The organism is Clostridium sp. AF27-5AA, assembly GCF_003478415.1.
Lineage (GTDB): Bacteria > Bacillota > Clostridia > Lachnospirales > Lachnospiraceae > Otoolea > Otoolea fessa.
Genome location: NZ_QUFH01000002.1, coordinates 291,379 through 304,510, shown reverse-complemented (window position 1 = coordinate 304,510; position 13,132 = coordinate 291,379). Strand labels below are relative to the sequence as shown.

Sequence of the window (13,132 nt, the reverse complement as noted above, 5' to 3'; positions counted from 1 at the left end):
CTCACACACTGTTTCAGGATTCTGAAACATTTTTATTTATTTCTAGGCTTCGTAGCGTTTCAGTCCGTGTTCAATCAGCTTTGTCACCATCTCCGGCTTCGGGATTCCGGCCGCCTCAAAGAGCATCGGGTACATACTGATCGCGGTAAAGCCCGGCATGGTATTGATCTCATTGAAGATAACCTCGCCGTCCTTCGTCACAAAGAAATCGACACGCGACAGACCATAGCCATCTACCGCCTTGAAAATACGTCTCGCCGCCTGACGCACACGCTCGGTCGCATCGCCCGGAAGCTCTGGATTTACCACGGTTCTGGACTCTGCGTTGTAATATTTCGCATCGAAATCATAGAAATCGGCTGCTGCCAGAATCTCACCAACACCGGAAGCGATGACCGGTTCTGTGCCATTTCCAAAGACCGCACATTCGATCTCACGACCGACGATCGTCTCCTCAACCAGAATCTTGCGGTCATGGTGCGCCGCCTCCTTTAAGCCTGCAATCAGCTCTTCGCGATCCGATGCCTTGCTGACACCTCTGGAAGAACCTGCATTGGACGGCTTGATAAATACCGGATATGCGAACCGGTTCTCGATGCGTGCCACAACCTCATCCATCTTTTCAAGTTCTTTGCGGATGACCAGCTCATATGCCGCCTGGCGCACGCCTGTGTGGTCAACGATCTGTTTTGTATACACTTTATCCATCGAAACGCTGGACGCCAGCACACCGCATCCGACATACGGGATTTTTGCCAGCTCAAAGATGCCCTGAATGGTGCCGTCCTCGCCCCAGAGTCCATGCAGAACCGGAAATACCACATCAATGCGGATCATTTCCGCCTTACCATCTTTCAGGACGATCACGGATTTCTCCGTTGCATCCGGGGAAAGGATCGCGGTCGTCGTGTTCTTTCTCCAACTCTCATCCTCGATCTGCTCGACCGAGTCAACCAGCAGCCATTTTCCCTCTTCGGTAATGCCGATCAGGGTTACATCATAGCGCTCTGTATCTATATTTTTAATGACATTGATTGCCGACATACATGAAACAATATGTTCCGAAGACTGTCCGCCAAATACCACAAGTACACTCTTTTTCATAATATCCGCCTTTCTGCCGGGTGTGGGAAGCGTCACCACACGCCGGAATGCTATTCCAAAATATAGTTTAGATTATACCATAACTGTCAATACTTGCGACAAGAAGATTCGATTTCTTTCAGTAAAAGGAGAGCCATTATGTTAAATCAAGTGATTTCGTTCCAGTCTGAAAATTCTCTGTCATCCGCATCCAGGATTCATCCACCTGTTACCAATAAATGCCGCCATTTTTCCACCGGTTCGTGCAAGTTTTCCCATATCTACGATGGAATACTCCCGCTTCTCGCATTATGTTCCATGCTCTTATTTCTGCTTTTCTGCCTGCCTCTTCTTACTTTTACCAGAAACCAGATTCAGCAGAAAGTCCTGGCGTACGCGATCGCCCCGCCGATCCTGCAGACTCATGTGATCGACAACTGGTGGGGTGTTCTCTATCCGCCGCCCGCCCTGTCCGGAGGTGTCATGCCGGAAGAAAACTCAAAAAATCAGAGCGCCGATTCCGTCTCTGACGCTCTGATTTTTGATAACGATATGAACTGGCTGTCGCAAAAGAAGCATATCATTTTTGATGTAAACAAGAAAGATACTGCTCTGATTTCCTCTAAAGCTGACCCGATGACTTGCTCCAATCACTCGGAATGTTCTGGAACAGCTTCAGCTTCCAAAATAACCACCGAACCGACAGAACCTTCTTCGAACTCAAAAATAACAGCCACGCACGCCGTTTCCGCTGACAGCAGTCTGCCGGATAAAGCTCATGCTTCCTCCGACAATTCGATTACTCTTCGGGTAACGTGTCGTTTTTTATCTTTCCTTCCCGGAGGCTCGGAGTAATGAAATTCTCATAGGAATAGTTCCACAGCGTCTCCGAGCCCTTGGCGGTATTCTTATTTCTTCCAAGAATCTGGCTCAGGTGCACGCCGCGCGTCGCCCACGCCTTTCCCTTGGAAGCATCATTGAGCATCGTCGGCTGGATGTTGTCCATCGTATGTGCAAACCGTGCTTCCGGCGTCTCCCCGGCTTCAAATTCATCCCAGAGAGCGCGCAGTTTTTCGCCCTGATCCGGCGGCAGCATTCCGAAAATGCGCTCTGCACCCTTTAATTCTCTCTCCCGCTGGGTTTTCTTCGCCTCCTCATCATAGGCATATGTGTCGCCGGCGTCGATCTCGACCAGATCGTGAATCAGAAGCATGGTAACCGTTTTCAGCACATCGATCGGCTCATTGGAATACTCCGCCAGAAGCACCGTCATGATCGCCATATGCCATGCGTGCTCCGCGTCATTTTCCTTCCGCTCGCCGTCTGTCAGATACGTCTGGCGACCGATAAATTTCTCCCTATCTATCTCCCGGATAAATGCAAACTGCTGCTCCAGACGTTCTTTCTGTTTCTGATTTATATCCATTGTTTCCGCCTCCCTGGTCTATTTCACCACATTTCTAGTTACTGTTCACGCATACGTGCCCAGTAACGGAATTTGCCGTGGCTTCGCATTTAAATACGGCAAATTCCTGCTGCCACCACGTTTTCTTACGGCACTTTCGGTTCCAAAAGTGCCTATCCGTGAACAGTTACAGAAAAATGCCTCTTGCATTTATCCTCTCTTTACAGTCTCTTCCCTGCAAGAACCTCTTTATAATCCTTATAATTCTCCTCCAAAAGCTTCGGCGTATCCAGACCATACGGGCACATCGACTTGCAGTGTCCGCAATGCAGGCAGTCCTCTATCTTCTTCATCTTCGCCTGTCCCTCCGGGGAGAGGTATCTCGCTGACGGAGAACGGCGCAGAAGCAGGGACATACGCGCACAGTTGTTGATCTCGATTCCTGCCGGACACGGCATACAGTAGCCGCAGCCCCGACAGAATTCACCTGCCAGCTCTTTCTGGTCTTTTTCAATAACAGCTTTCAGCTCGTCCGTCAGTTCCGGTGGATTGCCGATGTAGCTTAAAAATTCGTCCAGCTCGCTTTCCTTCTGTACACCCCAGATCGGCAGTACATTCTCAAACTGTGCCATATAGGCATAGATCGCAGCCGAATTGGTCAGCAGACCGCCCGACAGACCCTTCATTGCGATAAATCCCATTTCGTGCTCCGCACAGGCCTTCGCCAACGCGATCTCCCGCTCGGTGGAAAGATAATTAAATGGGAACTGCAGGGTATCGTAAAGCCCCGACTCGATCGCCTCCTCCGCAATGCTCATGCGGTGGTTCGTGATGCCGATGAAACGGATTTTCCCCTGCTCTTTTGCCTCGAGCATCGCCTCATAAAGACCGCTTCCGTCTCCCGGCTTCGGACAGACTGCCGGATTGTGGAACTGGTAAATGTCCACGTAGTCTGTTTTTAAATTATGTAAACTCGTCTCCAGATCCTTCCAGAAGCCTTCCGCCGTCGTTGCCGCTGTCTTGGTCGCAATATAGATATGCTCGCGCACGTCGCTCAGCGCATAGCCGATCTTCTCCTCACTGTCCGTATAAAAGCGCGCCGTATCAAAGAAACGGACACCCGCATCATACGCCTTGCGAAGCAGTACCTTCGCATCATCAAAAGAAATACGCTGGATTGGCAGCGCGCCAAATCCATTTTTATTGACGATAATATCCGTCTTTCCAAGGGTAACCGGCGTACCGGCTACCCTTTCTCTTGCGTCCAGCATCTCTTTCAGTGCCTCGTCGCTGTCATCGATCCAGACATCCTCCTCATCGGCGTTGAGACCGAGATATTTTGCCAGTGTCCGCTCATCATCCGACCGGTTCCAACGAGAAATATAGCGATCGATTTCCTCAAATGGAACCTGTCCGGACAGGTACAATTCTTTAAATGTCATACTTCCTTCCGCTCCTTTAAATTCTTAAGTACCGTGATTTCCTGGTTATCTATGTGCCCCCTGGCTACCGCCTTTGCCTCCGCCATATGGCGCAGACGCAGTGCCGCCAATATTTTTTCATGCTCTAACTGCAGAATCTGCCGTTTATCCTCGTCCTTGATGTATTCCAGACGGAACCGGTACATCTGCTCACGCAGGTTGTTCAAAATCTGCACCAGACGCTTGTTGCGGGTCGAATGGTAGATCACGTCATGGTATGCCTCATCCGTCTCCGCGATCTTCATCGCATCGCCCTGATCAATCGCCGCTTTAAATGCTTTCTGTGCTTCTTCCAATGCCTGCATATCTTCTTCCGTCATGCGCTGGCACGCCAGCTCAATCGCCAGTTCCTCCAGCGAACGGCGCACTTCCAGCACATCTTTCAGGCTTTTTTCCGAAATCCGCGCCACCTCCGCGCCGCGCCGCGGAATCATCAGAACGAGTCCTTCCAGCTCCAGCTTGCGGATCGCCTCACGGATCGGGGTGCGGCTGACGCCCAGCTTCTGTGCCAGCTGGATCTCCATCAGGCGCTCGCCCGGTGCCAGCTCTCCCTTTAAGATTGCCTGCCGGAGTGTGTTGAATACCACATCCCTGAGTGGGAGATATTCATTCATTTTAACCTCAAAATTGTTCCCCATCTGCGTGCCCCTTCCTGTTGTAAAAACTAGTCAGGTATACCTGTTTCGCCAGATCCTGGCTGCTGCCATAGCGGAGTTCCTCATACGCCGCCTGCGCCGCCGTCTGGTTCGTAAACAAGCCAAATACGGTTGGACCACTTCCGCTCATCAAAGAGCCGTCCGCGCCCATCTCCATCATCTTATCTTTGAGTGTCTGAATCACCGGATTTTCCGGGATCGTCACCGTTTCCAGCACGTTTCCAAGCTGTGAAACGACGCCGGAGAGGTCTTTTTTCTCGATCGCCGCCCGCATCGCATCAATATCCGGATGCGCCTCTGCGCCCAGAGATGGCAGGTTTAAGTTCTCGTACACATGCTTCGTCGAAACGCTGACCGACGGTTTGGCAATCAGCACGCGGCACTGCGGCATCGGTGGAAGCGGTGTCAGGATCTCCCCGATTCCCTCCGAAAGAGCCGTTCCCCGCATGATACAGTACGGCACATCCGCCCCCAGACGGACGCCGCGCTCCATCAGCTCCTGTTTCGAAAGCCCCAGTCCGAACATCTTGTTGACACCAAACAGGACTGCGGCCGCATCGCTGCTGCCGCCTGCCATCCCGGCTGCCACCGGGATAAATTTCTTCATCTTGATCTCCACACCGTCGCGGATTCCAAACTCATCCATCAGAAGCTTCGCCGCGCGGTAACCCAAGTTATTTTCATTGTCCGGCAGATAATAAAGGTTCGTTGAAAGACGGATTCCCTCTTCCTCCGTCCGGTTCAGTTCGATCGCGTCGTACACGCGCACCGTCTGCATGATCATCCGCACTTCGTGGTAGCCGTCTTCTCTCCGGCGGACTACATCCAGACCGAGATTGATCTTTCCATATGCTTTCAGCTCCAGATGCCTGATCATCGGTCATTCCTCCCATCGTTCCCTTAGTGTAATCACACTAGATTGTATTTTTTCATTATTTTGTATACAAGTTATTATATCCTCTTTGCATACAAAATACAATAGAATCCTTACAGAATGAAGGTACCTGAACGAATCCCATTTTTTCCGCCAATATCCGTGAAGCCGTGTTGGAACGCTTCGTGCAAATCCGGATCTTATCCAGCTCCAGCGTTTCAAACCCATATTTCACAATCGCCCGGCAGGCTTCCAGCGCATATCCCTGACGGCGGAACGGTTCATAAATATGATATCCCAGCTCTCCGTCCGTCAGCCCCGCCTTTCCAACCAGCACACCGTCCGCGCGGCGTTCCAGCGCCCACAAACCGCACTCGGCAAAGCGGTACTGGTGTTTCCGGTATTCCTCGCGCTTGTTCCAATCAGAAAAAGTTCCGTCGGCATCCTCAGCGGATGCCGGTTCCAACGGATCGTCCTGGGAAAATTCACGGATGATGAGGCGGTCAGTTTCAGCAATGAGCCACGGGAGAGCCAGGTGGCGGCGGACGACGCGTTCCAGGAATGTTTCATCGGCGTCTTCAGGGTCTGTAATAAGGTAAAGGCAAGATGAATAGTCGGCCGGCTGTTTTTCCTCGTTTTCCCTCCATAAGCCAACAATAGCTCTCCCGGCTGCTTTCGCAGCCTGAAGAGCTTCGTTTTCATCGGAGAGAATCACCGGGTATGTCTGTCCCGCAATGGTTACTTCTCGTTCGATTGTCATAGATTATCTTTCTTTTCCTTTTTCCGGCTCCGGGTACTCCTCGCCGAAGGTGTCAACGGTCATCTTTTTGATCTTCTGCTCTTTCAGCGGACGATCGCCCCAGTCGGTGCGGACGCCGGCAATCTTGTCCACGATATCCAGACCTTCAACTATCTTCCCGAAGGATGCATACTGACCATCCAGATGCGGGGAAGTCTCATGCATGATGAAGAACTGGGAACCTGCGGAGTTCGGGTCCATCGCACGCGCCATAGAGAGAACGCCCTTGGTGTGCTTGAAATTGTTCGTAAAACCATTCTGGCTGAACTCACCCTTGATGGTATACCCTGGACCGCCCATACCATTTCCATTCGGGCATCCGCCCTGAATCATAAAGCCCTTGATGACACGGTGGAAGATCAGACCATCATAAAAGCCCTTCTTGATCAGGCTGATAAAGTTGTTGACTGTGTTCGGCGCAATCTCTGGGTAGAGCTCTGCCTTCATGATATCACCATTTTCCATCTCAATGGTAACAACTGGATTTTTCATGTATGTTTCCTCCTGAATTTTAAAAAATACCTCATTAAGTGGTCACATTATACCATAAGAACGTTCGAAAATCGACTGTTTTTCGTTCCATATTTGTCCATTTTCTTTACATTTCGTAAGTTTCTCCTCACAATTCGTTCACATTTATGGCTTAAGATGTATAGCACAATGTCGAAATGGACATTCTATGCGAAAAGATGAATGTTGCGCTCAGGAATCATCATCTGTCCTGCATCATACATCTGTGAGCAAACTAAGTCAAAAGAAAGGTTGGTAATGTACTATGAAAAAAACATATTTTGCTATCCTGGGCGCGGCTGCGATCCTCTCGCTCGCAACCGCCTGCTCTTCCAAAAACGTGAATGAACCGACTGCTAATGAATCGTCCCAGTCCGCCTCCTCCGAGTCCAGCTCGAATGGCATGGACGAAAGCAGCCCGATGGATGATTTAAAAGAAGACGCCAAAGACGCCGTTCTTCCATCCGAAGGAACTGCCGATGCAAAACAGTCCACATTGACTGGTACGATCAGCGACATCAAAGACTTTATGTTTACGATCACCGCCGACGGAACCGATTATGAATTCAGCTTCGAGCAGGATCAGAAACCGGACGGGCTTTCTGATGTAAAAGATGGGGATAAAGTTACCGTAACGTATACGGGAACCGTCAGTGAAGTGGATGCATTCAGCGGAACCGTTTTATCAGTTAAAAAAGCGGAATAAGGATTGTTGACACACTTTATACCCGTATTTTTTATGGCAGTCTTGACAGACGAAGCACGCAAAATATCTGCGCTTCCTGCCCAGGCTGCCATTTTCGATCCTCTGAACATAAAACATACTTACCAGGATCATGGAATCCATGTTCCGCGTTCATATTTCGTTCACACTTCATTAAAAAACCTTTTACACAATTAACATGGTTTCTTCACGATTTTTCCCTATACTATAACCATAGCAACAAGCAATGCTTACAAATTTTTTTCATAATACCGAGCTGAGTTTATATCAGCTCTCCTCCCTTTTTCAATACCAAAAGACCTCTCACTGCTGGAGAGGTCTTTTGTTGTATCTGAATCCCTCAATTCTCTCACTGTTCCGGTCTTCGTACCTTCCTGCCAAGCACCACCAGCGCTGCAAGGTTTGGCACCGCCATCAGCCCATTGAAAATATCAGATACCGCCCAGACGGCCTCCATCCGGATGACGCAGCCGAGAAAGACCGAAACAAGATAACCCCCGTGATACAAAATACATATTTTGTCGGCGCGCTTCTGTGGGACATCCCGCATCAGCCATCCAAGGGCCTGATCGCCGATGTAAAACCAAGCAAGGATCGTGGCAAAGGCAAACAGCACCATGCACGCCGCCGTCACCATGCCGCCTGCATTCCCAAAACGGGCTGCCAGAGCCGCCGCCACCGCGCCGCTGCCGCCCAGGGAACCGATCTTCTCGGTCAGATTGTGTGGAAATACACAGAGCAGTAAAAAAGCGGTCAGGCTGCACCCTATGATCGTATCGAAAAACACCTCGAAAATCGCCCACATTCCCTGTTTCTGCGCTTCCTGCCTCTGTCTTAGCCTCCCCTTTCCCTCACTCATCCCATGCAGCACCGCCAGACTCCCCAGGCCCGCCTCATTGGAAAACACACCGCGCGATACCCCGCTCCGGATCGCCGCTGCCATTCCGTACCCGGTCATCCCGCCCGAAATTCCTGAAAAATTCAAAATACTGCTTCCATCCGTCTGTCCTGCATTATCTGCCAGTCCAAATGCCCCGCCCACAATGTTCCCCAATATTTCTGGTATCTGATCATAAAAGCTGAACACGGCGATTCCACCTGCCAGCAGATACAGCCCCGCCGATACCGGTACCAGCACCGAAGCCGTCCATCCGATGCGTTTTGCCCCGCCAAAGAGCACCACGGCAGTCAAAACTGCCAGTATGATACCGGTTCCAAGCGGCGGCAGGGACGCTGCATAGCGCAGACTATCCGCCAGAGCCCCCGCCTGTACCATACATCCCATTCCAAGCGACGCCAGCACGCAAAACAGGGCATAGCATTTTCCAGCGAAACAGCTTCCAACCCCATTTTCCAGATAGACATAAGGTCCGCCCCCATACAAAATTCCCAGATAAACCTCCGTATATGCCAGCGCCATCCCCAGAAATGCCGCCGCCCACATCCAGAACACAGCACCCGGACCACCGATCGCCAACGCGGCTGCCACGCCCGTGATATTTCCCGTTCCGACCGTCGCCGCCAGCGCGGTGCAGGTCGTCAAAAGCTGTCCTTTCCCGCCGCTCCCAACCGTCTCTCCCCACCAGACTCTGATATGACGGATCGGAAATCCCCGCAGACGCACCATGCAGAGGACTCCAACCGCCAGAAACAGTCCCAGAAGCCACGGTCCCCACACCATTTTCTGTACGATTCTGAGCGCTTCCATCCGAGCACCTTTCTATATCTATTTTCACTCTATCAAACCAATCTTATGATTTACTATGATATTTCATTCTCCAAGCCGTGATATTGCCTTCCGAGAACTCTCTTTCCATTCACGTTTTCTTACACTTTCTGTAAACATCCGCAAACCCCATGACAAACCAGACCGGCAGTGCTACAATAAGCATATCGGACAGGCGGACAAATTTCCAAATCTCTGTCCTTCTGGAAAGGATGAAAACAATATGCCAGGTTTTACCACGCACTATATATTCGGCATGAAAGCATACAACGATATGCCGTTCACACCCTTAAAACACACGATCGCCAAATACCGCTGGCTCTACCAGCTCGGTCTGCAGGGACCGGATATGTTTTTCTATAATATCCCGATCCTGCGCCACCGCGATTACCGCAACGTCGGTTCCTATATGCACGAACACAAGGTAAACGCCTTTTTTGAGTGCTGTCTGCGCCGTATTGGAACCATCCGCTCGCGCCAGCAGCAGGAGGAAGCCATCTCCTATCTGGCCGGATTTATAAACCATTACATTGCCGATTCGATCTGTCATCCTTACGTGTACGGGCGCATCGGCTATCCAGTGGATGCCCCGACCTCCATGCATCACGGGATGCACGCACATCTGGAAAACGAGCTCGACGCGATCCTGCTCTGGAAATATAAAAAAAAGAAGCCGTCCGAATTTAACCAGACCGCCACGATCTGTCTAAATGGACAGGAAATCCAGTTTATTTCCCATTTCCTGGCTTCCTGCATCAACGAAACCTATTATCCGATCACCTACCGCAACAACTTCCAGGTTACTCCGGCGATGGTGCACCGCTCCATCTGGGCGCTGCGCTTCGGCTGTCGGACACTCTCGGACAAGAACGGCAAGAAAAAATTCGGCATTGCACAGGTCGAATCCATCTTCGTCAACCACCCAGTTGCTTCCGCGAAAATGGTAACGGACTCCGTAACCGACTACCGGAGCAGCTGTAACCTAAACCACGAAGCATGGGGCAACCCGTGGGATCCGACCCGCGTCTCAACCGCCTCGTTTGTTGATCTCTTCCATGAAACATTGGACAAATGCAGCCGTGTCTATGCGCTTTTAAACAGCGCCGTCACAGACAACATGCCGTTAGATAAACAGGATTTATCGCCGCTTCTGGCTGAACTGGGGAATGAGTCTTATCACAGCGGACTACCTGTTGAGTGAAAACACGTACTTCGGTTCCTGGTAAATAAAAGCTGTCATATGAAGAACACTCATCTGTTTCTCATATGACAGCTTTTTTGATCACTTTTCTCTTAATTATACACAGAAAATATCCCGTGTCTGTGCAGACAACCTCTTATTCTGCGTTCTCTGTCTCTTCCTCCGCCTCAGTCGTATCGTACTCGCCTGCTGCTTCTTTCTCTTTCACCTTGGAAATCAGCTCTTTGGTATCCGGAAGTTTGAAATCTGCGCCAGCCTCATAGGAACCACTGATAAACCATGCGTCCTCGTTATCCTGGTCGCTCTCCGGAACGATGCTGTAGGACAGTGCATACTGTTTCCACAGTCCGCCGTAGGAATCTTCACCGGACATCTCAATCGAGAAGTCCTGGGTGTGGACAATGTCGTTGAATCCCTTGATTAAATCTTCCGCATAGGTTCCTATCTGATCATCCGGCAGATCATCTGCCACTACCCAGATCAGCATGATCTGTTTCTTGTTCGGCTCCATATAGAAATGGAAATCGCGGCCGTACTCGTAGGTACTTGTATCCTTGAACATGTCTTCCGCGTCCGTGCTGACCTGTGTCCAGTCGATCTCAACATTTTCCTGGGTCTCAAAATTCGGATCTCCGACTACCGTCTCAGAAGTCGGTTTTACAATCGTACTCTCCGTGCATCCGCTGAGCAGCGCCATACACGCAACCATCATTATCAGAAGTTTTTTCATTGTGTTCTTCTATCCCTTCATTCACTCATTCACAGCCGGAACCAGCCCGAACCGCATGGCTATTATATAATATCGCCTTTTGTTTTTGTAGTCATTTTAGAAAAATTCAAAAAATCTTCATACTTTCCAAAATTTCCCGTAAACAATCCATCTGGACCATTTTACCGCCATTTAGCGCATCCAGGTTGTCAATCCAAATCCTCAACCGTAAGCTCTGTGTCATCCTCCTGCACACCCTGCTGTGTTTTAGCATCCTCTGCCTCTTTCTGTGCAGGTTTTTCTTTCAGCGGCTTCTTTTCCGTGGAACCAGTTCTTACTTTTCCACTCTCTGCCAGCCGGGACGCGGCTGCATCTGCCGCCGGAACCTGTCCTGAACCAGATCGCACATCCATGTCAGACTCCGCCTGCTCTGTGCTCTCATCTGCCTCCGCTGTGCCAGGCGCCCTGTAGGACGCGCCCATCCGCTTTTCAAGCAGTTTTTCAAACTCTTCCCGCGAACAGCCGATCTCCTGCAGACGCTGTCTTCTCCGTTTTCTCCGCTCCTCCTGGCGTCTCTTTTCTTCCTGATGACGCTGGTAGAACAACCATACAAGCGCCGCACACGCCGCTGCCAGAAGCACACTGACGACCACAATCAGCACCGTTCTCACCGATACTTTCGGAAGTTTCGGCAGGGTCAGGTGGAACGAAGATTTCGCCTGCTTCGGTTTTCCGGACGCGCCTGTATTGGATGCTGCCGGATCCGATGCCGTATTTCCGTCATCCGGAGCCGTCTCCCCGTTTGCTGCCGCTTCTGCCGCCGATGCGCTGATCAGATACACCTGTCCGATCTTGCGGTCGTTGTATTTGTAAGAAAGCAGTGCCACCGCGCCCAGCGGTGCATCCTCTGGCAGATCCGTTACCACCGTCTTCTCCGCATCCGCAAACGAAGCATCCTTCGGGATCGTGATGACTGCCGACGTATCCATCGATAAATCGGACGGCTGATAGCTATTGTCTCCGATCTGCACCGGCTGATCGCCGCTTGTGTATGCCGTCTCATTTTCCGAAATATTTACATTTTCAAACCGTAGAAAGCCGAAATCCAGCAATGCAATCGTATCCTGATAATGGGTCGCCTGCGTACTCTTCATCGTGACCGCAATCTGGCGTCTGTCATCCTTGATCGCATAGGTAACAAGCGTCTGCCCCGCAACGGATGTGTAACCGGTCTTTCCGGCCACCGCATATGGATAATAGTTCGGACTCTCTGTGTCAGTCGTGATAAGAAGCTTGTGCTCCGGCTGGATGGTCACACCGTCCGGATTGTTCTTCGTCGCCGGTAATCGGTAGCTCTTATCCTTACTGATCGTTAAAAGCGTGTCATTTTTATACGCCGCCGATGCGATCAGCGCCATATCATACACCGAAGTGAGCTGTGTGTCGTCATTCAGACCGGACGGATTCGCAAAATGGCTGTTCTCACAGCCAAGCTCCGCCGTCTTCTCGTTCATCATCTTCACAAAACCGTCGCGGCTTCCGCCCACATGCTCCGCCAGCGCATTCGCCGCCTGGTTGGAAGAACGCATCAGCAGCAGGTAGAGACAATCGCGCACCGAAAGCGTGTCGCCCTCCTCGATGGCGTTCTTGTTTCCGCTGCCATCTTCCACGTTGTAAACGGCATCGTGGGAAAATGTGACCGTATCATCCAGACTGCTGTTCTCAATGACTACGAGCGCCGTCAATATTTTCGTGATACTTGCCGGCGCCTTCTGCACATGGATGTTCTGCCCAAATAAAACCGCCCCGGAGTCCGCATCCATGACAATGCCTGCCTCCGACTCGATCCCCGTATCCGAGGGCCAGTCCGGCTTTGCAAATGCCGTCATCGGCATTCCGGCAGCCATCAGTGCCGTGATCATCAAACTTATCAGTAAACGTCTTAATCTCTTCATACGATTCCT

The 13,132-nt window shown here is 50.9% G+C and carries 13 protein-coding genes; 3 read left to right on the top strand and 10 right to left on the bottom strand.

The window, feature by feature from the left end; genetic code table 11:
• Positions 1-42 precede the first annotated feature (42 nt).
• Entirely contained in the window at positions 43-1,104 is a 1,062-nt protein-coding gene (locus DWY89_RS03860; protein ID WP_022360088.1) for a D-alanine--D-alanine ligase family protein, read from the bottom strand.
• A 462-nt stretch (positions 1,105-1,566) separates the two neighbouring features.
• Between DWY89_RS03860 and DWY89_RS14220 the strand changes: the two genes are divergently transcribed.
• Positions 1,567-1,938: a hypothetical protein gene (locus DWY89_RS14220; protein ID WP_147353326.1), complete on the top strand. Its 372-nt coding sequence runs from the start codon at positions 1,567-1,569 to the stop codon at positions 1,936-1,938.
• Here DWY89_RS14220 and DWY89_RS03850 read toward each other — a convergent pair.
• The 6 genes from DWY89_RS03850 to DWY89_RS03825 form a co-directional block, all read right to left on the bottom strand.
• Positions 1,883-2,509: an HD domain-containing protein gene (locus DWY89_RS03850; RefSeq protein ID WP_118523695.1), complete on the bottom strand. Its 627-nt coding sequence runs from the start codon at positions 2,507-2,509 to the stop codon at positions 1,883-1,885. The genes DWY89_RS14220 and DWY89_RS03850 overlap by 56 nt on opposite strands.
• A 200-nt stretch (positions 2,510-2,709) precedes the next feature.
• Complete coding sequence (locus tag DWY89_RS03845; protein ID WP_117796283.1) at positions 2,710-3,930, bottom strand: aldo/keto reductase; 1,221 nt, start codon at positions 3,928-3,930, stop codon at positions 2,710-2,712.
• On the bottom strand, positions 3,927-4,607 hold the full coding sequence (locus DWY89_RS03840) for a GntR family transcriptional regulator (RefSeq protein ID WP_107000683.1): 681 nt from the start codon (positions 4,605-4,607) through the stop codon (positions 3,927-3,929). The genes DWY89_RS03845 and DWY89_RS03840 overlap by 4 nt, the downstream gene beginning before the upstream one ends.
• Complete coding sequence (gene ispE, locus DWY89_RS03835) at positions 4,591-5,502, bottom strand: 4-(cytidine 5'-diphospho)-2-C-methyl-D-erythritol kinase (RefSeq protein ID WP_118471402.1); 912 nt, start codon at positions 5,500-5,502, stop codon at positions 4,591-4,593. The genes DWY89_RS03840 and ispE overlap by 17 nt, the downstream gene beginning before the upstream one ends.
• Positions 5,503-5,557: 55 nt before the next feature.
• Positions 5,558-6,259: a GNAT family N-acetyltransferase gene (locus tag DWY89_RS03830; protein WP_118471404.1), complete on the bottom strand. Its 702-nt coding sequence runs from the start codon at positions 6,257-6,259 to the stop codon at positions 5,558-5,560.
• A 3-nt stretch (positions 6,260-6,262) separates the two neighbouring features.
• Positions 6,263-6,790, bottom strand: a complete 528-nt coding sequence (locus DWY89_RS03825; RefSeq protein WP_022360081.1) for a peptidylprolyl isomerase — start codon at positions 6,788-6,790, stop codon at positions 6,263-6,265.
• Between the two features lie 283 nt (positions 6,791-7,073).
• Here DWY89_RS03825 and DWY89_RS03820 point away from each other — a divergent pair, with 283 nt between their 5' ends.
• The gene (locus tag DWY89_RS03820) at positions 7,074-7,514 is read left to right on the top strand and encodes a hypothetical protein (RefSeq protein WP_118471406.1); all 441 of its coding nucleotides are present in this window, start codon (positions 7,074-7,076) and stop codon (positions 7,512-7,514) included.
• 367 nt (positions 7,515-7,881) lie between these two features.
• On the opposite strand, the gene DWY89_RS03815 is transcribed toward DWY89_RS03820, so the two are convergent.
• Positions 7,882-9,240 (bottom strand): amino acid carrier protein, encoded by a 1,359-nt coding sequence (locus DWY89_RS03815; RefSeq protein ID WP_118471408.1) that lies wholly within the window; start codon positions 9,238-9,240, stop codon positions 7,882-7,884.
• 241 nt (positions 9,241-9,481) lie between these two features.
• On the opposite strand from DWY89_RS03815, the gene DWY89_RS03810 reads away from it, so the two are divergent.
• The gene (locus DWY89_RS03810) at positions 9,482-10,459 is read left to right on the top strand and encodes a zinc dependent phospholipase C family protein (protein WP_117796288.1); all 978 of its coding nucleotides are present in this window, start codon (positions 9,482-9,484) and stop codon (positions 10,457-10,459) included.
• Between the two features lie 136 nt (positions 10,460-10,595).
• On the opposite strand, the gene DWY89_RS03805 is transcribed toward DWY89_RS03810, so the two are convergent.
• A complete protein-coding gene (locus DWY89_RS03805) occupies positions 10,596-11,189 on the bottom strand; it encodes a hypothetical protein (protein ID WP_181357194.1) in 594 nt (197 codons plus the stop codon).
• Positions 11,190-11,377: 188 nt separating this feature from the next.
• Positions 11,378-13,123, bottom strand: coding sequence for a D-alanyl-D-alanine carboxypeptidase family protein (locus DWY89_RS03800; RefSeq protein ID WP_117796289.1), 1,746 nt, complete (start codon positions 13,121-13,123; stop codon positions 11,378-11,380).
• Between the last annotated feature and the right edge of the window lie 9 nt (positions 13,124-13,132).